General features: G+C 65.5%; 22 protein-coding genes. 11 read left to right on the forward strand and 11 right to left on the reverse strand.

Annotated features, from left to right (window positions below; translation table 11 throughout):
- The 6 genes from LC068_RS06190 to LC068_RS06215 form a co-directional block, all read right to left on the reverse strand.
- On the reverse strand, window positions 1-213 hold a 213-nt coding region (locus tag LC068_RS06190; RefSeq protein ID WP_226635490.1), incomplete at its 3' end, for a hypothetical protein.
- Window positions 214-448: 235 nt separating this feature from the next.
- On the reverse strand, window positions 449-1,156 hold the full coding sequence (locus LC068_RS06195; RefSeq protein WP_226635492.1) for a response regulator transcription factor: 708 nt from the start codon (window positions 1,154-1,156) through the stop codon (window positions 449-451).
- A 250-nt stretch (window positions 1,157-1,406) separates the two neighbouring features.
- Window positions 1,407-2,144, reverse strand: a complete 738-nt coding sequence (locus LC068_RS06200; RefSeq protein WP_226635494.1) for a ubiquinone biosynthesis protein COQ4 — start codon at window positions 2,142-2,144, stop codon at window positions 1,407-1,409.
- Window positions 2,145-2,247: 103 nt separating this feature from the next.
- Window positions 2,248-2,694: an aspartyl protease family protein gene (locus LC068_RS06205; RefSeq protein ID WP_226635497.1), complete on the reverse strand. Its 447-nt coding sequence runs from the start codon at window positions 2,692-2,694 to the stop codon at window positions 2,248-2,250.
- Entirely contained in the window at window positions 2,676-2,936 is a 261-nt protein-coding gene (locus LC068_RS06210) for a hypothetical protein (protein WP_226635499.1), read from the reverse strand. Before LC068_RS06210 ends, LC068_RS06205 begins: the two co-directional genes overlap by 19 nt.
- Before the next feature lie 124 nt (window positions 2,937-3,060).
- Complete coding sequence (locus LC068_RS06215; RefSeq protein WP_226635502.1) at window positions 3,061-3,933, reverse strand: IS1 family transposase; 873 nt, start codon at window positions 3,931-3,933, stop codon at window positions 3,061-3,063.
- A 129-nt stretch (window positions 3,934-4,062) separates the two neighbouring features.
- Here LC068_RS06215 and LC068_RS06220 point away from each other — a divergent pair, with 129 nt between their 5' ends.
- Entirely contained in the window at window positions 4,063-4,632 is a 570-nt protein-coding gene (locus LC068_RS06220; RefSeq protein WP_226635504.1) for a hypothetical protein, read from the forward strand.
- Between the two features lie 78 nt (window positions 4,633-4,710).
- Here LC068_RS06220 and LC068_RS06225 read toward each other — a convergent pair whose 3' ends face one another.
- The gene (locus LC068_RS06225) at window positions 4,711-4,935 is read right to left on the reverse strand and encodes a hypothetical protein (protein WP_226635506.1); all 225 of its coding nucleotides are present in this window, start codon (window positions 4,933-4,935) and stop codon (window positions 4,711-4,713) included.
- Window positions 4,928-5,128, reverse strand: a complete 201-nt coding sequence (locus LC068_RS06230) for a hypothetical protein (protein ID WP_226635508.1) — start codon at window positions 5,126-5,128, stop codon at window positions 4,928-4,930. The genes LC068_RS06225 and LC068_RS06230 overlap by 8 nt, the downstream gene beginning before the upstream one ends.
- 222 nt (window positions 5,129-5,350) lie before the next feature.
- Here LC068_RS06230 and LC068_RS06235 point away from each other — a divergent pair, with 222 nt between their 5' ends.
- The 5 genes from LC068_RS06235 (at window position 5,351) to LC068_RS06255 (ending at window position 8,791) form a co-directional block, all read left to right on the forward strand.
- Window positions 5,351-5,902: a TetR/AcrR family transcriptional regulator gene (locus tag LC068_RS06235; RefSeq protein WP_404825198.1), complete on the forward strand. Its 552-nt coding sequence runs from the start codon at window positions 5,351-5,353 to the stop codon at window positions 5,900-5,902.
- Between the two features lie 190 nt (window positions 5,903-6,092).
- Entirely contained in the window at window positions 6,093-6,362 is a 270-nt protein-coding gene (locus tag LC068_RS06240; protein ID WP_226635512.1) for a hypothetical protein, read from the forward strand.
- An 82-nt stretch (window positions 6,363-6,444) separates the two neighbouring features.
- Window positions 6,445-6,837 carry a host attachment family protein gene (locus LC068_RS06245; protein ID WP_226635514.1) on the forward strand — a complete coding sequence of 131 codons (393 nt, stop codon included), beginning with the start codon at window positions 6,445-6,447 and terminating at the stop codon, window positions 6,835-6,837.
- Between the two features lie 74 nt (window positions 6,838-6,911).
- Complete coding sequence (locus LC068_RS06250; protein ID WP_226635516.1) at window positions 6,912-7,613, forward strand: ZIP family metal transporter; 702 nt, start codon at window positions 6,912-6,914, stop codon at window positions 7,611-7,613.
- Between the two features lie 128 nt (window positions 7,614-7,741).
- Window positions 7,742-8,791 carry an AI-2E family transporter gene (locus tag LC068_RS06255; protein ID WP_226635518.1) on the forward strand — a complete coding sequence of 350 codons (1,050 nt, stop codon included), beginning with the start codon at window positions 7,742-7,744 and terminating at the stop codon, window positions 8,789-8,791.
- A 7-nt stretch (window positions 8,792-8,798) separates the two neighbouring features.
- On the opposite strand, the gene LC068_RS06260 is transcribed toward LC068_RS06255, so the two are convergent.
- The 3 genes from LC068_RS06260 to iolG all read right to left on the reverse strand — a co-directional run bounded on the left by LC068_RS06260 (window position 8,799) and on the right by iolG (window position 14,803).
- The gene (locus LC068_RS06260; RefSeq protein WP_226635520.1) at window positions 8,799-10,589 is read right to left on the reverse strand and encodes a hypothetical protein; all 1,791 of its coding nucleotides are present in this window, start codon (window positions 10,587-10,589) and stop codon (window positions 8,799-8,801) included.
- 107 nt (window positions 10,590-10,696) lie between these two features.
- Window positions 10,697-13,669, reverse strand: a complete 2,973-nt coding sequence (locus LC068_RS06265; RefSeq protein ID WP_226635522.1) for a TonB-dependent receptor — start codon at window positions 13,667-13,669, stop codon at window positions 10,697-10,699.
- A 153-nt stretch (window positions 13,670-13,822) separates the two neighbouring features.
- Window positions 13,823-14,803 (reverse strand): inositol 2-dehydrogenase, encoded by a 981-nt coding sequence (iolG, locus tag LC068_RS06270; RefSeq protein WP_226635524.1) that lies wholly within the window; start codon window positions 14,801-14,803, stop codon window positions 13,823-13,825.
- Window positions 14,804-14,941: 138 nt separating this feature from the next.
- On the opposite strand from iolG, the gene LC068_RS06275 reads away from it, so the two are divergent.
- The 5 genes from LC068_RS06275 to iolB all read left to right on the forward strand — a co-directional run bounded on the left by LC068_RS06275 (window position 14,942) and on the right by iolB (window position 21,367).
- Window positions 14,942-15,820, forward strand: coding sequence for a MurR/RpiR family transcriptional regulator (locus LC068_RS06275; protein WP_209118548.1), 879 nt, complete (start codon window positions 14,942-14,944; stop codon window positions 15,818-15,820).
- A 93-nt stretch (window positions 15,821-15,913) separates the two neighbouring features.
- Window positions 15,914-17,854 (forward strand): bifunctional 5-dehydro-2-deoxygluconokinase/5-dehydro-2-deoxyphosphogluconate aldolase, encoded by a 1,941-nt coding sequence (locus LC068_RS06280; protein ID WP_226635526.1) that lies wholly within the window; start codon window positions 15,914-15,916, stop codon window positions 17,852-17,854.
- The gene (gene iolD / locus LC068_RS06285; protein ID WP_226635528.1) at window positions 17,851-19,686 is read left to right on the forward strand and encodes a 3D-(3,5/4)-trihydroxycyclohexane-1,2-dione acylhydrolase (decyclizing); all 1,836 of its coding nucleotides are present in this window, start codon (window positions 17,851-17,853) and stop codon (window positions 19,684-19,686) included. Before LC068_RS06280 ends, iolD begins: the two co-directional genes overlap by 4 nt.
- Window positions 19,683-20,576 (forward strand): myo-inosose-2 dehydratase, encoded by an 894-nt coding sequence (gene iolE, locus LC068_RS06290; protein WP_226635530.1) that lies wholly within the window; start codon window positions 19,683-19,685, stop codon window positions 20,574-20,576. Before iolD ends, iolE begins: the two co-directional genes overlap by 4 nt.
- Window positions 20,573-21,367 (forward strand): 5-deoxy-glucuronate isomerase, encoded by a 795-nt coding sequence (gene iolB / locus LC068_RS06295; RefSeq protein WP_264182323.1) that lies wholly within the window; start codon window positions 20,573-20,575, stop codon window positions 21,365-21,367. Before iolE ends, iolB begins: the two co-directional genes overlap by 4 nt.
- Window position 21,368 lies beyond the last annotated feature (1 nt).

The raw sequence follows: 21,368 nt of genomic DNA on the forward strand, positions 1-21,368 counted from the left end.
GTAGCTGCGGGTGAAGCCCTGCGACACCGATTGCAGCGTCACGGTGGCGCCGGCGATCGGCGTCTGCGCCTGCGTTTCAACCGTGCCGGAGACAGCGCCCTGCACCAGGTCCTGGGCCACTGCCACGGTCGGGGTCACCAGGGTCAGGGCCGGTGCAACCGCCAATGCGGCGAGCACCGTCGAGGCCAATAGTGTCGTCTTTGTATGCTTCATAGTTCAGCTCCCTCTCGGGCCAGGGATGGGGATCCGATATCCGCACACCCGGCACCTCTACAGGGCAACCGGTACAGTCGAGATCGAGCCCACTGAAGCGCAAACTTACTACGATACTTTCATTGGCAATTTTTATTGGTTTTTTGACACATCATTATTGTAATATATTTCATTTGTTACTTTATTTCGACTTACTTACAGACACACGGGGACGCACAAGGAACGGCGTCGATTGCTAGTCGACCTCGATCGGGCAGTCGAAATAGTAGCCGCCGCCCCGCAGGGTGCGGACGAGCTCGGGGCTGTAGCGCGACAGCTTTTTACGGAGGCGGCACAGGAGTGTGTCCGCGCTGCGCGTCCTGATCATCCGGCTATCGTAGAGTTCCTCGATCATCTGCTCGCGGGTGACGACGCCCCCCCGTGCCCGGGCAAGCACCATCGCTGCCTGGACTTCTGTATTGGTCAGCGAAACCGAGCGGCCATCGGGCGCGATGATGCGACGCATCGCCGGACGCAAGACCCATCCTCCGCTACCGCCCGCCGCAGCCCGCGCCTGTGTCAGATCCACGCGACGCGCGATGGCCCTCAATCGGGCGATCATTTCGCGGGGATTCTGGTTCATGCCGAAGACGTCGTCCGCGCCGATTTCCAGGGCCAGAATGCGGTCGATCTCTTCCACCTCATCGCAGAGGAGGACGATGGGCCGCCGCAGCCCTTCGTTCAGCACAGAGTGGATCGCGTCTCCCTGTACCGTCTGGCAGCACAGAAGATTGACCGATGCGGCGCTGCCCGCATCGATAGACGCGGCCCGCTCGCACAAGAGACCGGCCCCGAGGAAACGCTCTGCCAGTTGCTCATGGCGGGGATCAGGGGCGCGGGATACCATTTTGACCATCACCGGCGCCTGGCCGGCCTGAAAGGTGTTCGGGGTAGCGGTCTGCATGTCGGGCACCTCACTTTGATAGTGCGGTTAGCACTATCGTGAGATCCATGTTTCGCAGCTCTCTTTCGGCAGACCGACAGTTCGGACACACAAGAAGGACAGTCTGCGACCAACGCAGGGCGGGGCAAGACGAACATGCGTGCAGCTTGGCAGCGGCGGCCCGCCCCTCCCTGCGAGGATCAAGGGGTCTCCGTCGGGGCGAGGCTGCCTCGCTGCCAGGTCAGCGCCGGAAGAGGGGCCGCCCGATGTGTCAGGCGGCGTCGCGATAGGCGTTGCGGGCCTCGACCGGTACCTGATCGTACAGCGTGGGTCCCGCGAGGCCGAGGCGCGCCCGGGCCTTGTCGAGCGGTTCGGCCAGTAGCGCCTCATAGTCGACGCCGGGCAGCCACGCTGCGCGTCGCCCCCTTTGAAAGGCCTGCAGGATCGCCCGCGCGCACGGGTGGCCGGTGCGGGCGCGCATGAACTCCAGCGCAACGCCCGCGGCGATCAGGCCAAAGCCCGTGCTGCGGGTCTGGGGATACGAAAAGGCGACGACGCAGGCTTCACCCAGGGCGTCCGTCTGATAGCCCGTCAGCACGTGCCAGATGTCATGGACGTCCCGCAGGCGGCGCGCGTACCAGGCATAGGGATGGGCGGCGTCGATCTCGGTGTCGGCCACCTTGCGGCTCTCTTCGGCAAGCCCATAGGCCGAGAAATCCCGCTCCTCGATCAGCGCCAGATAGGCCGCCCCGACCGAGTCGGCCGGCAGGGCGCGCAGCCAGGTCTTGTCCTGGAGCCGGTCGGCCAGCTCGGCCATGCGGAAGGCCTGATCCCCGCCCTCGGGCGTGCGGAGCATCTTCAGATATCCGCGGCGCGCAGAATCCCCGGCCAGGGCATTCATGATCTCGAAGACCTGGGCGGTGTCCTCCTTGTCGGCCAGCAGCCGCCGAAGGGCCCGGATCGCCCGGACAGGCTGGATCCGCCGCTGCCCTGCCCGCGAGACGGGCATGCGGGCGTTCGTGGGTCGGGTTGTGGTGGGGTCTGGCGACCCGATCGCGAGTGTTGGGTAGTGTCTCAGTTTGAAAATCAGGGCGGCCCCGATAGTCGCCCGGTCAGAACGAAAGCAGCAGAAGTCCATCCGGACCGCTGTAGCTCATGCGGCAGTGGCGTAGCACATCGCGCCCGATAAGGCCGTCAATGCCTTGAGCTGAGAAGTCCGAGCCGAGAATGGGGAGGTTGGGAACGTAATGGACCTGCGATCCCGTCGGCCCCTGTCCGTGGACGACTAGGCCGATGTCGTAGAGTTGCTGAAAGACCGGCGTCGCACCCGTTGATGGGGTGTGGACTGGCACGGACCCGGTCGGGTCCAGTTCAAGCTTCTTGACCAAGGCCAAGTCAAGGTTGGTGCACGTCGCTCCCGTATCGACCAAAAGTGTCGCGGTCACGGGGGCGGCAATCGTCTTGTTCGCTGCCGAAAGAGCCTGCTGACGCGCTTGGCTAACCAACACGGTCACCTGGAGCAGCGGGCCAGCAGGAGTGATCAGGCAGGTTGTGTGCATTGAGCCCCAAAATCACGGGTGAAATAAGCGACCGTCTCAACGGCGGCCACTTTCTTCACAAGGAATGGGGCAAGCCCTTTAGCCTGATAACCGGCGGTCAGGGCGTCACTGTAGCTGTCGTAAACGCCGAGCAGTTCGCTGCCCGCGATGAGCGCGTAACGACCCTCTTCCCCTGCCAGTTCTTTATGCAGAAGACGGTTGTAGGTTTCGAGTTCGCGTTCCAGAGCCATCAAAATCACCATTGACCCCTCCCCAAGGGAAGGTCTCCCCAGTAGCGCTATATACGCTCACTTGTTCCGGTTGACGAGTGCGCCATTTACACACAGTCGGATTGCCTCACCGGAAAGAGAGTCGGTTAATGCGAAGCTACCGCCCCTTCTTATAAGGCCCGCGCTTGCCGGGCACCGGCTTAGCCGCGTCGATCCGCTCCACAATGTCCTCCAGAGACCAAAGGCGATCCGTGATGCCAGCGGCCATTGCCGGGGTTACGCGCAGCGTCTTGTGGATACGGCAGAAGTTATAGAAGGCAAAATACAGGGCAAGCGCGTGGATATGGTTATCCAGCTTCTTTGAGAAGGCATTGGTCAGGCGGGTGAAGCGGCGGTTCTGCATCCGGATCGACAGGTTCATCCGCTCAACGTGCGAAGTCGAGACGTGTGCCTTGTCTGGCCTGCCCTCAACCCGGACCTTGCGGATGCCGGAAAGGGCGGCAGGGCTATACCGGCCCGGCGCAACCGTCGTCGGGCCGTAAAGCTTGACCAATTGGGCGTAATCCACATCGCCGCCGAAGGCCCCCTCTACGGCCTCCAGATAAGCCCGATGGCCGTCCGTGGTCAGTTGCACCCGGTTGGACAGGCGCGAGCGAAGGTCGTCCATAAGGCAGATAGCGGACTCGCTGCCCCTATCCCCGACGAAGTAACTGACCATCAGCTTCGTATCAGCGTCGATGGCTGTCCACGTCCACACATCGCCAGCACCCTCCGGGGCGGCTTTGGCGTTCGGGACGTTCTTCGCCTTGGCGTAGGTGAAGGACCAGATTTCGTCGCACTGGATGCGCGAGGCCTTCACGTTGCGGACCTGTTCATCGTGAAGGGCGAGGCAGGCTTCACCGGCATCGACCAGCAGCTTAGTCACCGTGTTGATCGACACGTCGGCCACCCGACTGATCGACCGCATGGACGAGCCCTCGCACAGCATGGCGAGGATTTGGGTGCGCTTGGCGAGAGGCAGCTTGTTCATGACGTGCACAATGCATGAACATCGGAGTCCAGTCAAGCATTTTGTTCAGTATGGAGTCGTTAACGGTTGGCTTGTGGATTTTTCGAGGCGGGCGCTTGCAACTCTGCCGGATTGCGTTAACTTAGTTGCGTGAAGACGACTCAAGACTTCTTGAAGGAACGCCGCGCCGAGGTGGAGCGCGCGAAACGTGCTGCTTTGGATGAGGCTGCGCGCCCGTTTGATGTCGAGCTGCAAAAGATCGACGCCGCCCTGAAGGCTGTCGGGTCATTCACCTTGCGTAGCGATGAGCCCTCATCCGTCGGGCCAACGGACGATGCCTCGCCGAGGGCAAAAACCAAGGCCATCGGCATGACGCTCAAAGAAATGATTATTGCCGTCCTGCGCGCCCATCGAGGCGGCATGGACGCGCTCTCTATTCTAGCGGCCATCAATGACCGCTGGGAGATCGGGCTGGCTCGCACCAGCCTGAGTCCGCAACTGTCCCGGCTAAAGGCTGAAGGCAAATTGCGGTTGGTGGGCAAGGACTGGAGCCTTGTCCAAAAAGACGAAGCCCCCGACGCTGACACGTCGGGGGCCTCTTCGGTGGGGGTAGCAGGTTCGCCGGGCGGCCGTGAGACAGTTGCACCGACGGGTTCGACCCCCGTTGCCTCCACCACACCCCTCTTCACGCACGATCAAGAACGAAAGGAGGAACCGTGATTTGGCAGATCACCAGTAGAATACCGGAGGCCCGCCGCAAGGCGGGCTTCTTTTATATGCGCCCGTTTTCGTTCGGAATCAAGCTTTTGACTTCCACCGGGCCTCGGCAGCGCGCTTCGCTATCTCAACCCTTTGTTCTGAATTGAGTTTTTCTCCGCGGGCTTTTCCGCCGGACTGCCCGCCGCGCTGGCGAGCCTCATTCGCGGTGGTCTCTTCGATCTCGCCTGTGGCGATCCGACCGACCATGACCGCCGCGCCGATGGCGTCCGCTGGTCTCTTCTGTCCTTGGGGGCCTTTAGGCATCAGGCGTCTCCTCATGAGCCTTGGTGGCGTCGTAGGCCTCGATCAATCCGTCAAGCCTAGCGTTCTCACCTTTGATCCCGGCAATCTCAGACGCTGAGTAGGATCGACGGGTTTTGCCCTCGGCAATCTCTTCCAAGAGCCGGTGGTTGATCTCGCGCATTTCACGCCAAGTTTGAGTCGGGTCGTGTTCCATGCCCAGAGCATAGCGTGAGCGACCTACGCTAGCCACGCCCGTCAACGGTGGTCAGATTTCAAACTGAGACACTACCGAGTGTTGCCGTCACTTGTCACCCCTTTCTGCAGAGCCTAACCGGACAGGCTAGCGATGTAGCCATAACTGACATCAATGTCAATAAAAAACACCTCACCCGTCCGCCGCCGCCGCCGCGCGCCCGAAGAAGCCCGCCGCGAAGCCGTGGCGTCGGCGCGTGTCCTGCTGCTGGAAGGGGGGCCCACCGCAGTCACCCTGGCCGCGGTCGCCCAGGACATCGGGGTCACGCACACCAACCTGATCCACCACTTCGGCTCTGCCGCCGGACTGCAGTCGGCCCTGATGGGCTCAATGGTCGAGGACCTGACTCGGGCGCTTGATCGCGCTGTCGCGAGGCTCCGCACGGACGAAGGGGCCCCGATGGAGCTGGTCAACGCCGTCTTTGACGCCTTCGACGCGGGCGGAGCCGGCAAGCTGGCGGCGTGGATCGTCATGTCGGGTGACCTGTCGCATCTGGACCCGGTGAGGGCTGCGGTGCGCGGCCTGGTCGAGGCCATTCAGGAGAAGCTGGGCGACATCGACCCTGCGGACGCGCCTCAGGTCAGGGACGCCGTGCTGTTCATCGCCCTGAGCGCCTTCGGCGATGCGCTCATCGGTCCGCCCCTGCGGGGCATGCTGGACCAGGATGCCGACGCTGGCCGACGGGTGGTGGCGGGGCTGCTGGCCCAGTCTCTTCCCCGCGCCGCAAAAGGCTGAGCGGACGCGCGGCGCCCGGCGTCCGCAGAATGACGTGCCCGGCCGGAACTCCCCCCGCTCTGGTTGATTAACACCACACACCCTGGCGGGCACGGCCCGCCTGTCAACGACATGTGCCCCTGAGCCGGCGCCGAAGACGGCGCCCGGTTGCCCCGCACCATGATCGACCCTCGAGATGTTCGGAGACTCCATGAGCCGCGACACGCCCCTCTATCTCAACCTCGCTCCCGCCGGGGATCTGGCCGGAGAAGAAACCATCGACGACAAGGCCGACGCCATCATCCGGCACCGCCCCTACCATGACTGGTCCGATCTCAAGCGCGCGGGTCTGGACCAGGACGCCATCGACCGCATCAAGGGCGCCGGTGCTGAACTCGGCGAGCCCGCCAGCGGCCCGATCGTCGAGCCCGGCAGCGGCGGCAGTGGCGCCACGCCCGGCGGAAACCTCGGCAAGGCCTGAGGGCCGTCCCGCACTCAACTCAAACCCCAATAAAGGCGCGCCTCGTAGCAGGCGCTCCGACCTCAATTTTGAAAGGACCGCCATGTCTAACCTCCGTCAGAAAGAAGGCACCCTCGTCGTCGTCGCCACCGGGGACGGCGCCAAGACCTTCCGCGTCAAGGGCGGCTCGCTTCAGCACGACGGCAACTGGGCCACCGGCGACCTCGCCGACCAGGGACCTTCCGGCAAGACCCCGCCGGACATGTCGGATCGCGACCTCAACGAAGCGACCTTTTCGAAGATGATCGCCGAGCGGCTCTTCAAGATGGCTCACGCGGGCCAGTTTGATCACCTGATCCTGATCGCCGACCCGGTGACGCTGGGCGAGATTCGCCCCCTGCTCCATTCGGAGGTCACCGACAAACTGGTGCTTGAGCAGGCCAAGACCCTGACCAAGGCCTCGGTCGAGGACATCGAGAAGTCGATCAGCGCGTAGGCAAAGGCCCCGGACCTGTCGGGGCCACCCCGGCATGAGGGGTGCGCCAGGGGCCATGCCACGGAGGACCTTCCATGCTCATGACAATTCTCGTGGTCTGCGTGGTATCGGGCGCTCTGGTTCTTGGAGCGGTCTGGGGGATTTTCGGCCCCTTGCCCAAAAAGGTTGAGGGCTTTCTGGTCGCCCTGGCCGGCGGCGCCCTTATCGTTTCGGCGATGTCCGAACTGATCGAACCGGCTTTGAAGCAGACGTCCCTGCTGCTTGTGGCCTTGTCCGTATTCGGCGGCGCCAGCCTGTTCGTCATGGCGGACATGCTGGTCGGAAAAACGCTCGGTCGCGACAGCGGTGGCGGCCTGCTGGCGTCCATCACGCTGGATGGCATCCCGGAGAACCTGGCTCTGGGCGTGGCCCTCATCGGCGCCGGCCCGCTTCAGGTGGCCGCCCTGGCCGGGTCGATTTTCCTGTCGAATCTGCCTGAAGCCGCCGGCGGCGCCAGGGAAATGGCCAAGGACCGCTCGAAGCTGCAGGTCATGGGACTGTGGGCAGCGACGGCCGCCCTCCTCTCAGCGGCTGCGGTGGCCGGAAACCTCCTGCTGGGGGGCGTTGGAGACACCTGGCTGGCGGTTCTCCGGTGCGTGGCGGCCGGCGCCGTCATCGCCTCTCTGGCAACCGCCGTATTCCCCAAGGCCTATCGGGAAGGCAGCTACAGTGCCGGCATTGCCACGGCAGTCGGCCTGCTCCTCGCATTGGGCCTCGGTCAACTCGGCGGCGGCTGACGCGTGCCTCTGCACCGCACGCTGCAAAACCTGACGACCGGTGTCGGCCCACTATGCCAGAGCCCGGCCAGCACTCGCCCCTCGCATGTGTTCGCTCCCAGTCCCTCTCACGGCCAAGGAGACTCCTCATGACCCGATCCTCCTCCAGGACCGATGTCGACCCCGGCTTCATCCGCAAGGTGCTGTTCATCGCGGCGGTCATCGTGGGTATGGCGCTGCTGTGGAAGCTGGCGACCGTCCTGCTGCTCGCCTTTGCGGCTGTCATCATTGCGGTGCTGGTCCGCAGTCTCGCCGATCCCATCCGGGACCGCACGGGGCTGTCGACCGGGCTGAGCATCGCGGTAGCGGCCGTGGCCATTCTGGCGGTCCTGAGCGGCTCGGCCTGGCTGTTCGGCTCAACGATCAGCAACCAGGTCGCCACACTGGCGGACCGGCTGCCGGCTTCCGTGGCAGAGCTCGAGACCCGGATCGCCACCCTGCCCTTCGGCGACCAGCTGGCCAGCCGGCTGGACGGCGCAGGGTCCACCTCCAGCCTCCAGGGCATGGTCGGCCAGGTAGGCGGCTATGTGATGACCATCGTGGGGGCCGGAGCCAATCTTCTGCTCGTGGTCTTTGCCGGCCTCTTCTTCGCGGCCCAGCCCGAGCGCATGCGTGACGGCCTGCTGATGCTGGCCCCTCGCGGCCCGCGTGAACCACTGCGCGAAGCCGCCAACGAGAGCGGCCGTGCCCTTCGGCTCTGGTTGCTGGGGACGCTGGCCGACATGACGGTCGTCGGCGTGCTGACCGGCATCGGCACCGCGCTGATCGGTCTGCCCTCCCCCGTCGCGCTTGGCCTGTTCGCCGGGCTTGCCGCTTTTGTGCCGATCGTCGGGCCGATCGTGTCGGTGGTCCCGGCGGTGCTGCTGGCCCTCGATCAGGGCCCGGAGATGATCCTGTGGGCGATCGTGGTCTATTTCGTCGTGCAGCAGATCGAAAGCAATCTGATCTACCCCTTCATCCAGAAGCGCGCCGTCAACCTGCCGCCGGTGCTGACCCTGTTCGGGGTGCTGGGGCTGGGCACGCTATTCGGGCCGCTGGGCGTGATGTTCGCCTCGCCCCTGCTGGTCGTCGGTCTGGTGTGGGTGAAGCTGCTCTATGTGCGCAACACCCTGGGCGAGGACGTGTCCTTGCCGGGATGAGGCTGCCTCAGCCGAACGCGAGTCGCAGGGTATGGGTGAAGGGCGTTTCGCCGGTGATGTAGACCTTGTCGCCCGCCAGATTCAGGCGTCCGCCCGCCCAGCTGTACTGTTCGCCGGAACTGAGACGCGGCACGACATCGCTGCCGCCCGGGCCGAAGCGCAGGCGCTGCCCCTCAACCGTGTAGGTGGCCTCGCCGCCAGTCAGCAAGCCGCCAACGCCGGCGACCTCCTGAACTCCGGTCAGCGTGCCGCCCGGGCGCAGGGTGATTTCGATGGCGATGCCCACCTCGGCCTCGCCGTCCGTGCTGAACTCCAGCGCATAGCCGTCGCTCTGGGGCCGGGCCACCATCTGGATGGCCAGCCGCCGGAAGTGGGCCGGGCGGTGGCTGAAGTCGAGCGAGCTGTTGAACCGCCCGTCCACCGACTTGCTGAGCGCATAGGCCCCGTCCGGATCCCGCCGCTCGGCCGGCATCGGCAGATAGTAGGGCACGTTCATTTCGCCGCTCAGGGTGACCGTGCCGTCGTCGGCCAGGGCGATGTCGGACGGGCGGAAATGGCCCATGCTGAAGAAGTCTGGGATCACCCGGATGGCGTCGATGACCAGCGGGCCCTTCCACAGGCGCATCAGGGTCGGATTGGTCGCCAGGCCCGAGCCGATGGTGTTGTAGAAGCGCGAGGGCTCGCCATCCTCGTACCAGTCGCTGCCGGCATAGAAGCTGGCCGTCATGTCGCCGCGCCGCTCCCGCACCAGATTGACGGTCCGGAAATAGCGCTGGAAGTCGACGAAGGGCTGCACCGGCGCCGGGATGGGTCCGGCCAGTTTCGGATGGTCGAGGAAGTCAGCCAGGGCGTCGCCCAGCTGGCTGCTGTCGTTCTGTTCGATCCAGCGGACGATGCCGGCGAAGCGACGGTCATCGAAATCCTGCGCCAACTCCCGGTACTGGAGGTAATAGGGGTGCAGGGTCTGCTTGCTCTGGGCCTGATCCTGACGCCGCGAATAGATGGTCTCGACGTCGCCGTAATGCGGCTCGGCCATCTCGATGGTGGTCTCGAGGTTGCGGCGCACCAGCTGCTTCAAGCCCCCAAGACCCGGCAGGCGGGACAGGCGTAGCAGGGACGGATTGCTGACCGCCTGGGCATAGTTGGAGCTGCGCTCGGAATAGATGCCCTCGGCATTGATATCGACGCCCTCGGCCAGCCATTCGTCGATCCGCGCGCGATAGGCGGGATTGGGATCGACGCGGTCGATCCGGGCCAGCGCCGCCGACAGTTCCCAGCGATGGTTCGGGGTGTGGATGCCGCCCGTACGCAGGGCGGGTCCCGCCTTGCGCATCATGGCCGCCAGACGGCTGGAGATGTCCCGCACCACCGGATGCCGGATTCCCTCGGCCGCCTCGGTCATGGCGCCCATGTCTTCCATCAGGAAGGCCGAGTCGGGCGGCGAGTGGCGGTTGCCCCCGCTGAAGGTGCCGTCGTCGTGCTGGGCCGCCTCGACCTGGCTGAGCAGGGTCTCCATCGGCGCCTCGAGCGCCGCGCTGTGGTGGTAGCGGGAGTCCGGCCAGATGTAGGGGGTAAACAGGCGGCGCAGTTGCCGGAGCGTGCCGCGCGCCCCGCCCCGACCTGATCCCGCCCCTTCCATGCCTTCCAGCACCTCGGCCGCCAGCCGGTCCGCAGCCTCGGTCAGCAGGGCCAGGGTGCCCGCGTCCTTCGCATCACTCCGGGCAAAGGCCCGCCCGGGCCCCGACAGCGCGAAGGCGGTAGACGCCGCCGTGCCGGTGAGGAAGGTGCGTCTGTGCATGATAAGCTCCGCTGTCCGGATTTACTGGGTCTTCGGGGTCTGCCCCCTCCTAGGCCCGGCCGACACCGCCCGAAGGCGAACATCGACCGGGCTTCCGGGGAGGAAGACTAGAAGGTTGCCCGCAGGGTCATGGTCACGGTGCGACCGTCATAGTCGGCGCGTCGCGGCATGTTTTCCTGATTCTCATACTCCACCCGGATCTCGTCGGTCAGGTTGTAGGCGTCCAGGCCCAGCGAGATGGTGTCGTTGATGTTGTACGAGGCCGACAGGTCGATCTGGCCGCGCGAGCGAACCTGACGCGCCGCGCCGGTGAAGCTGGCGGTCGAGGCCAGGTCGTATTCGCTGCGCAGGTTGTAGACCAGCCGGATGCCGTAACGCTCGGTCTCATAGTAGCCGATGACGTTCAGGTTATGCTCCGACACGCCTGGCAGGGTGGCGTCCTCGCCCGTCGTCGTCTTCCCGCTGACGGTTGTGTAGGCATAGTTGAAGCCGCCGCCCATGTTGGACCAGAAGCCCGGCAGGAAGTCGAACGACTGCTGCAGGTTGAACTCGGCCCCGCTGACGGTGATCGGATTGTCCTGGTTGGTGAAGCCCGAGATGTTCACCTGATACGGGAGGGTCACCCCGCCCTGGGTATAGGTCAGGCTGCTCAGGCACTGGTCACCGCTGACGGTAAAGGTCCCGATACCGAGACCGCCGCCATCCGCCGGACACAGCACATTGATGTCGGTGATCGGTCCGATCAGGCCGGTGATGCGCTTGGTGAACAGCGCCAGCGAGATGATGCTGTCGGGCCGGTTGTACCATTCCGCCGAGAAGTCGAACGACGTGGCGTCGTAGGGCTCCAGCTCCGGATTACCCAGGGTCACGGTGTAGGTGCCGTTCGTCGAGGGCGCGCTGACGACCGTGCTCGGCGAGAACTGCAGCGGCTGGGGCCGAACGTAGCTTTGATAGGCGGCCGCGCGCAGCACCACGTCGGGCGTCGGCTCGGCGATCACGATGAACGACGGCAGCCACTTGTCGTAGTCCTGCTGGTACCGCTGGGGTACGAAGTCGGACGGGGCACCGATATTGTTGGTGACCGTGACACGCGTCAGGGCATCGACGGTGTTCTCGGCGGCCTCGTAGCGCAGGCCGACATTGCCGTGGACCGGCATGGTGCCGATGTCGAACGCGTACTTCAGCTGGCCATAGGCCGCGAAGATGTCGGTGCCGTTGGTGAAGTTGTCCCGCGCATAGGCGTTGTTGGCGTAGTTGATGTTGTAGCCTGACGGCGACAGCTCGGCCCCTGGATAGACCGTCACCGGCCGCAGGGCCGTGATGGCGCGATCCAGATCGACGACCTGCCAGTTGTCGGTCGGCTGACCGCCCTGACCGTTGAAGAAGTCCGAAGCGAAGGGCGCGGTCACCAGGAAGTCGGAGGTGACGTTCTGGATCGGCAGGCCATAGGCCATGATCCGGTAGCCCTCGGCGATGAACTTGACGCTCTCGTAGACGCCGCCGAACTGGAATCCGCTCAGGATCCCGCCGTCGTACAGGTCGCGCTCGATGTCGATGCGGGCCGTCTCGGCTTCACTGGTCCCCATGGTCTGGGTGCCCTGGAAGTTGAAGCGGTTGGTGCGCAGCGCCGGGTTGGCGTTGTCGAACCAGGCTCCGGACGCGCCCACGCCGCCCCAGACGCCCGTGCTGATCCCCGCCGTGGTCACGGCCGGGGTCGGCTGAAGGATCTGGACGTGGTTGTCGATATTGTCGCCGCCGGTGACCAGACGACCGTTGATGCCGTTGCCGCCTGCGGTCTGGAGCGTCTCGAAGTCGACCGAAATCTCGATCGAGTCATTCTCGGCTCGCGACAGGGCGGCGGTACCGCTGACCGTCCAGCCGTCGTCGCTCTGCCATTCACCCGTCAGGTTGAAGCCCCAGACCTTCTGCGTCTGGCTGAAACCGCGGGTCGAGGAGGTGATGTCGGCGTTGGCGAAGCTGAAGTCCTCGACCACATAGCGGCCGTCGTCCATCTGCACCGGAGCGCTGTTGGCGGTCAGCACACTGGACGCGTTGTTCGAGGTGATCAGCAGATACTGCGTGGTCATCGGCAGATCGCGATCGGAGTAGAAGCCCGAAATCCCGATGCGGGTCTGATCGTTCAGCCGGTATTCGGCGCCGATAGCCCCCGTGACCAGATCACCCTCGTTCAGGCGCACATACTGACGGTGCTGGGCGTCATACAGAACGCCGGCGGTCGAGCTGCTGCCGGTGCACGACGGACAGGCCGCCGAGGTCGCATAGTACGGATACAGGGCCGGGTTGAGCTCGGCCTGGGCCGGCGTGAAGGCCGCGTAGCTGTTGAACAGGATGGTGTCGCGGCGGAAGTCTTCATGGCGCCAGGCCAGGGTGCCGAAGACCGCGAAGTCATCGCTGAAGTGGTGGTTGTACCCGATGGTTGCGGCCGGCGACCAGGTCTCGCCCAGCTCATTGTACTCGGACGCCACCTTCATGAAGCCGCCATCGGTGCGGCCGAGCGCCGGTGCGATGCGCAGGTCGACGTTGCCGGACAGGCCGCCACTCTGGGCGTCCGCCAGCGGCGACTTGTTGACCACAATGGCGCTGAAGATGTCGGAGTTGAAGGCCCCCAGCGGCGCAGATTCCCGCAGGATCGGTTCGGCAAAGGCCACGCCGTTCAGGGTCAGGCGCGAGAACTCGCCCGGCAGGCCGCGCAGGTTGATGGTGGCGTTGCGGCCTTCCGCCTCGCGATTGATCTGAACGCCCGGCACCCGCTGCAGGGCCTCACCGACGTTCAGGTCGGGGAAGCGACCCAGACCGTCCGACGAAATGCCGTCGGTGATGGAATCCTCATCGCGCTTGGACGCGATGGCATTGGCGTAGCTCTGGCGGAAGCCGGTGACGACGATCTCGTCGACCTGGGTCTCCTGCCGGGGCTGGGCGTCCTGTTGGCGGTCAGGGTCCTGCGACGACGACTCATTGGCCGGAGCGTCCTGCGCCATGGCCAGAGTGGGCAGTCCTGCGAGGGCGGTGGCCCCCAGCAGGACAGTAGCAAGCATGCGCATGTTCGGGCGATACGCCATTCGTTCATCCTCCCCGTTCGCCCTTTGCGGGCCTCTATGATTGCCCCAAGTTAGAATATGTATTTCAGAAAGTGTCAATCCTGTAGTTTCGATTTCATTTTATGGGGAGGGAGCGGTTGAAAGACCCGTTCTCTCTCGCGTCAGGGCAGCAGGCTAGAGACGGACCACTGCGCCTTCGGCAGCCGAGCGGGCAGCCGCCTCGGCGAGTTCGAGGGCCGCGACGCCGTCGTTGTGATCGATCAGCGGGTTGGCGCCGTCCAGCACATCGGCGAAATGATCCATCTCGCGCGCATAGGCCACGCGGTAGCGGTCGAGGAAGAAGTTCTGGAAACGGTCGGCGGCAGCGCCGTTTGCGGTCCAGGTCTCAACCGTCGTCTCAAGCTGATTCTGCGCGCGGATCATGCCGCCCGACCCATAGGCCTCGATCCGCTGGTCATAGCCATAGCCGCTGCGGCGGCTGCTGGAGATCACGCACAGGCGCCCGCCGGCGGTCTTGAGAATCGTCTTGGCCGTATCGACGTCCCCGGCCTCGCCGATCGCGGGGTCGACTAGCACGGAGGTGGTCGAAAACACTTCCACGACGGGCTCGCCCAGCAGCCAGCGGGCCATGTCGAAGTCATGGATGACCATGTCCTTGAACAGGCCGCCGGAGGTGCGGACGTAGTCGGCAGGAGGGGGAGCCGGATCGTGACTGATGATATGGAGAGTCTCGAGCTCACCCACGACACCCTCTACCAATCGCGCCTGCAAGGCGGCGAAATTGGCATCGAAACGCCGGTTGAAGGCCAGCAGGATCGGCTGCCCCAGCGAATCGAAGGCTGCCGCGGCCTCTTTCGCGCGGTCGAGATCCTGATCGAGGGGCTTTTCACAGAACACGGCCTTGCCTGCCCGGGCGGCGGCCAGGCTGTAGTCCAGATGGGTGTCGGTCGAGCTGGCGATGATCACGCCCCGGATCGATGGGTCGGCGAACACCTCTTCGACGCTGCGGGTGGCCGCGCCATACTGATTGGCCAGTTCGGCTCCGGCGGGCGTGGGATCGGTGACGCTGACCAGTTGCAGCCGGGCGTTGGCCGCCGCATTGGCCGCGTGAATTCGACCGATGCGCCCCGCGCCGATCAGTGCCACAGTGTGCATAGTCATTCCCTCGAACACGAATATCGCAGGGACGATCCCCTGGAAAAGTCGTGACATACCGGCTTCCTTCGCGACACGCGAGAGTTGCCAGTGAAAAATCGAACGGATATTCCGTCAGATGAAACTTGAGGTCGAGATATGGAACAGACGCCGCCCGCGCCCGCCTCGGCTGAAGAGCTCAGGGCCCAGATCGTCCTTCGCTATGAGGGGCTGAGCAAGCGACTCAAGCAGATCGCCCGGCACATTCTCGACGAGCCGAACGACTTTGCGCTCGAAACCCTGTCGGTCATCGCCTCGCGGTGCGGGGTCCAGCCCTCGACCATTGTCCGTTTCGCCAAGACGTTCGGTTTCGAGGGCGCCAGCCAGATGCAACGGCTGTTCCGCGATGGCCTGCTGAACAGCCACGCGGCGCTGGGATATTCCGAGCGAATCCGCCAGCTGAACGAGACGACCCACGACGAGGCGACCAAGCCGGCCGACCTGCTGTCGGAGTTCGTCGAGGGCAATATCCTGGCCCTGCAGAACCTGACCCAGACCGTCAGCCGCCAGGAGATCGAGGCGGCCGTCCAGATGATCTCGAAAGCCGCGACCGTGCATGTCACGGGATTCCGGCGTTCCTTCCCGGTGGCCTCCTACCTCGTCTATTCCTTGCTTCAGGCGGGCAAGCGGACCGTTTTCATCGACGGGGTGGCGGGCCTCGCCATGCCCCAGGTCAAGTCCATCGCCCCCGACGATCTGCTGATCGCCATCAGCTATCACCCCTATGCGGCCGAGACCGTGGCCGTGGTCGAGGCCGCACGGGAGGGTGGCGCGCGGGTTCTGGCCATCAGCGACAGCGCCGTCAGTCCGATCTCGGCGCCGGCCGATCTGGCCCTGCTGACCCGCGAATCGGAGGTGCGGTCGTTCCGGTCGCTGTCGGCCTCCATGTGCCTGGCCCAGGCCCTGGTGATCAACTTTGCGTTTGCCGCCACCCAGCCTGACGAAAAGCCCGCGCGCAAGCGCCGGAGCGCGTCCTGAAATACCCGTTCCGTTCGCCGGAATTGTGAAACGGGTATTGCGATTTTGGAATTGATGAAATAGTCGTTTTGGACACCGGGGCGTCTGAAACGAATGATCACAAGCACTTCCAGAAACGAAAAACGCCGCCCGCTCGACCTGCTGACGCTGGGTCGGGCCGGCATTGATCTGTATGGCGAACAGATCGGCGGACGCCTGGAAGACATGGCGACCTTCGCGAAATATGTGGGCGGCAGCCCGACCAACACCGCCGTCGGCGCGGCCCGGCTGGGCCTGAACGCCGGCCTGATCACGCGGGTTGGCGACGATCATTTCGGCCGTTTCCTGCGCGAGGAACTGGGCCGCGAGGGGGTCGATACGTCCGGCATGACGACCGATCCGGACCGGCTGACGGCGCTGGCCGTGCTGGGCATCCGCGACCCCGACACCTTTCCGCTGATCTTCTTCCGCGAGAACTGTGCCGACATGGCCCTGTCGGTGGACGACATCGACCCGGCCCTGATCGGTCGGGCCGGGGCCCTGCTGGTCAACGGCACCCATCTGTCCCAGCCCGGCGTGTTCGACGCCAGCCTCAAGGCCGCGAAGCTGATGAAGGCCCAGGGTGGTCGCGTCGTGTTCGATATCGACTATCGCCCGGTGCTGTGGGGGCTGACGTCCAAGGCCAATGGCGAGGACCGGTTTGTCGCCAGTGCGCGGGTGACCGAGCGCCTGCAGCAGGTGCTGCCGCTCTGCGACCTGATCGTCGGCACCGAAGAGGAAATTCATATTCTTGGCGGCACGGACGACACCCTGGCCGCCCTGCGCGCCATCCGTGACCAAAGCCCGGCGCTGCTGATCTGCAAGCGCGGCCCCGACGGCTGTGTCGCCTTCCCGGGCGCCATCCCCGACTCGCTCGACGACGGCGTGGCCAGCCGGGGCTTTCCTATCGAGGTCTTCAATGTTCTGGGGGCGGGTGACGCCTTCATGGCCGGTTTCCTGCGCGGATGGCTGCGCGACATGCCGCTGGAAAGCTGCTGCGAGATGGCGAATGCCTGCGGGGCGCTGGTCGTGTCGCGCCACGGCTGCGCGCCGGCCATGGCGTCATGGGACGAGCTCCAGACCTTCCTTGCAGGCCAGTGGCCGCACCGCCTGCGCGAAAGCGCCATGCTGGAACAGATCCACTGGTCGACCAACCGTCACGGAGACCATGCCGACCTGACCGTGCTGGCCATCGATCACCGCAGCCAGTTCGACGACCTGATCAAGGACCTGGGCGTCGGCGACGAACAGGCGGTTGCCCATTTCAAGGGGTTGGCGCTCAAGGCCGTGGATCGGCTGGCACAGGGCGACGGCCGCTATGGCATGCTGCTGGATGGCCGATTCGGCGCCCGTGCGCTTGAGGCCGCTGCCGACCTTCCCTACTGGATCGGACGTCCGATCGAGTATCCGGGCTCGCGGCCGCTGGCCTTCGAGGGCGGTCCCGATGTCGCGGCCACCCTGCGGGAATGGCCGATCAATCACGTGGTCAAATGTCTGGTCTTCTACCACCCCGATGACGACGCCGAGCTTCGCGCCAGACAGGACCGCCAGATCCTGCGCCTGTACGACGCCTGCCGCTCGACCCGGCATGAACTGCTGCTTGAAATCATTGCCTCCAAGCATGGTCCCGTCACCGGCGACACGGTGGCGCGGGTGATCAACCACGTCTACGACCTCGGCGTCTATCCGGACTGGTGGAAGCTGGAACCCACCAGCGACGCGGCGGCATGGGCAGCCAGCGAGGCCGCCATTCTGGAGCACGATCCGCGGTGCCGGGGCATTGTCCTGCTGGGCCTGTCGCAGACCCAGGACCAGGTGCTGGCCGGGATTTCCGCCGCCGCCCCCTTCCCGCTGGTCAAGGGCTTTGCCGTCGGGCGGACGATCTTCCACGACGTCGCTGCCCAGTGGCTGAAGGGCAAGCTGGACGACGAAGGCGCCATTGCCCAGCTGACCGAGAACCTGCGGGTGCTGGCCGAGGCCTGGCGCCAGGCGCGACGCGCACGGGCCGCAGCATGAGCCACACTGTGCGCCTGACCATGTCCCAGGCCCTGACGCGCTGGTTGTCGGTCCAGCACGTCGAGATCGACGGACAGGTCCTGCCCTATTTCGCGGGTGTCTGGGCCATCTTCGGGCACGGCAATGTCGCGGGCATGGGCGAGGCCCTGGCCTGGATGGAAGACACCCTGCCGACCTTCCGGGCGCACAACGAACAGGGCATGGCCCACGCCGCCATCGCCTTTGCCAAACAAGCCCGGCGCCGCCGCGCCATGGCCTGCACCACCTCGATCGGGCCCGGTGCGACCAATATGGTGACGGCGGCCGCCCTGGCACACGTCAATCGCCTGCCGGTGCTGTTCCTGCCGGGCGACATCTATGCCTCGCGCCGTCCCGACCCCGTGCTGCAGCAGATCGAGGACTTCGCCGACGCCACCGTCAGCGCCAATGACTGTTTCCGGCCGGTGTCGCGATGGTTCGACCGCATCACCCGGCCCGAACAGATTCTGGACGCCCTGCCCCGCGCCATGGCGACCCTAATCGACCCGGCGACCTGCGGTCCGGTCACCCTGGCCCTGTGCCAGGACGTTCAGGCCGAGGCCTATGACTATCCCGCAGCCTTCTTCGCGCCGCGCACCTGGCGCACGCCGCGCCCGCGTCCCGACACGCAGGATCTGGCCGATCTGGTCGCGGCAATCCGGTCGGCGAAGGCGCCGCTGATCGTGGCTGGCGGCGGGGTTCTGTATTCCGGGGCCGAAGAGACCCTGTCGGCGCTTGCGGCCGCGACCGGCCTTCCGGTCGGCGAGACCCAGGCCGGCAAGGGCAGCCTGCCGTGGGATCATCCACAGGCGCTTGGCTCGATCGGGGTGACCGGCACCAGCGCGGCCAATGACGCCGCCGAGGCTGCCGATCTGATCGTCGCGGTCGGCACCCGGCTACAGGACTTCACCACCGGCTCGCGGACGATGTTCGCGGGCAAGCGGTTGTTCCAGATCAATGTCGCGGGCTTTGATGCGACCAAGCATGGCGCCCACCGGGTGCAGGGGGATGCCCGCGAAGTCCTGACCGAGCTGTCGGAGGCGCTGGGCGATTGGACGGTGTCAGCTGACTGGCGCGGGCGCTGCGCCGACGGCGTCGCGGACTGGAACACGGCGTGGGAGACGGCCACCGCCGCTTCGGACGCCCTGCCGTCGGACGGTCAGGTGATCGGGGCCGTCTGGCGTCAGGCGAATGAGGATGCGGTCGTGGTGTGCGCCGCCGGTGGCCTGCCGGGTGAGTTGCACAAGCTGTGGCGGACGCACCGGTCCGGCGGTTACCACGTGGAGTACGGCTTCTCGTGCATGGGCTATGAGATCGCCGGCGGCGTCGGCGTGAAGCTGGCCGAGCCGGACCGCGAGGTCTTCGTCATGGTTGGCGACGGCAGCTATCTGATGATGAATTCCGAGCTGGCGACAGCGGTGATGCTGGGCCAGAAGCTGACCGTCGTGCTGCTGGATAACCGCGGCTATGGCTGCATCAACCGGCTGCAGCAGGCCACGGGCGGACGGCCCTTCAACAATCTGCTGGACGATGCGCGCCACGCCGCGCCGGCCGACATCGACTTCGCCGCCCACGCCCGCGCTCTGGGCGCGGAGGCCGAAAAGGTCAACGGCATTGCTGAACTGGAACAGGCGCTCGCGCGGGCCGCGGCCAGCGACCGCACCCATGTCATCGTCATCGACACCGACCCGGTGGTGACCACAGAGGCCGGCGGCCACTGGTGGGACGTCGCCGTGCCGGAAGTCTCAACCCGCGCCGAGGTCCGCGAGGCCCGGCGCATCTACGAAGCCCGGATCAAGGGAGAGGGTGAATGACCATCCGCTGGGGGGTCAGCCCCATTGCCTGGGCGAACGACGACATGCCCGAACTGGGCGGCGACATCACGCTGGATGCGCTGCTGACCGATGTGAAGGAGATCGGGTTCGAGGGCGTCGAGCTGGGCAACAAGTTTCCGCGCGATCCGGAGTCGTTGAAGCCGATCATGGGGCGCTACGGGCTCGACATCGTCGGCGGCTGGTATTCGTCAAATCTGCTGGTGCAGGACGCCGAGGCCGAGATCGCCGCCATGGAATCCCATATGGCGCTGTTGCAGGCCATGGGCTCCAGCGTCTTCATCCTGGCCGAGACCTCGAACGCCGTGCATGGCGACCGGGAGGGCGGTCGGCTGGATTCTCCGCCTCGCCTCGCGCCCGGCGACTGGGCCATGTTCGGCCAGAGACTGAACCGGGTAGCCGCCCACGCCAACGATCAGGGCATGCGGTTCGCCTACCACCACCATCTGGGCACAGTGGTCGAGACCCGTGAGGACCTGAACCGCTTCTTCGGCGCGACCGGGGATCACGTGGGTCTGGTGCTGGACACCGGCCACGCCGTCTATGGCGGCATCGACCCGATCGAGGTGGCCACTACCCGGCCTGAGCGCATCAGCCACGTCCACTGCAAGGACGTCCGCACCGAGCGGCACGCCAAGTTCCGGGCGGCCGGCGACAGCTTCCTGAACGGGGTGGTCGGCGGCATGTTCACCACGCCCGGCGACGGCGACTATGACTATCCGGCCTTCATGGCCGCGCTGAAGGCCGTCAACTATTCCGGCTGGATCGTCATCGAGGCCGAGCAGGACCCGGCGGTCGCTGACCCGCGCGAATACGGCCAGCTGGGTCTGGATACGCTGAAGCGTCTGGCCGGCGATGTGGGGCTGGTCTGATGACCCTGCTGGTCCGCCCCCATGCCGCCGATGACGCCGGAACCGTACTTGAGGTCACGCCGGAGAGCGCGGGCTGGCGCCATGTCGGCTTTCGCGTGGTGAAGCTGTCGGCGGGACAGTCTCACAGCGGGGGCGAGGCCGGGCGCGAGGCCTGTCTGGTGGTGCTTTCCGGCACGGTCACGGTCGCCGCGGATGGCGAGACCCACGCCGGACTGGGCGAAAGGGCCGATGTCTTTTCCGGGGCTCCGGCCTCGGTCTATCTGCCGGCGGGCGTGGACTGGTCGATCACGGCCGAAAGCGAGGCCGAAGTCGCCGTCTGTTCGGCCCCCGGGACCGGCAAGGGCGCCGTGCGTGTGCTGCGCCCGGAGGCGGTCGAGGTGCGCGGCAAGGGCACCAACACCCGCCATGTCCGCAACATTCTGTCTGACGCCGACGATGTGGCCGAGAGCCTGCTGGTGGTCGAGGTGATCACCCCGGGCGGCAACTGGTCCAGCTATCCGCCGCACAAGCACGACCGCGATGCCGCGCCGGACGAGACCCTGCTGGAAGAGACCTATTACCACCGGCTGTCGCCGCCACAGGGCTTCGCCTTCCAGCGCGTCTATACCGAGGACGGGTCGATCGACGAGACCATGGCGGTCCACGACGGCGACGTCGTCATGGTGCCGCGCGGCTACCACCCGGTCGGGGCTCCGCACGGGTACGACCTCTACTACCTGAATGTCATGGCCGGACCGGTGCGCAAATGGGTCTTCCAGAACGACCCGGCGCACGACTGGATCGTGCGGTGAC

This window comes from Brevundimonas poindexterae (genome assembly GCF_020524625.1).
Taxonomy (GTDB): Bacteria; Pseudomonadota; Alphaproteobacteria; order Caulobacterales; family Caulobacteraceae; genus Brevundimonas; species Brevundimonas poindexterae_A.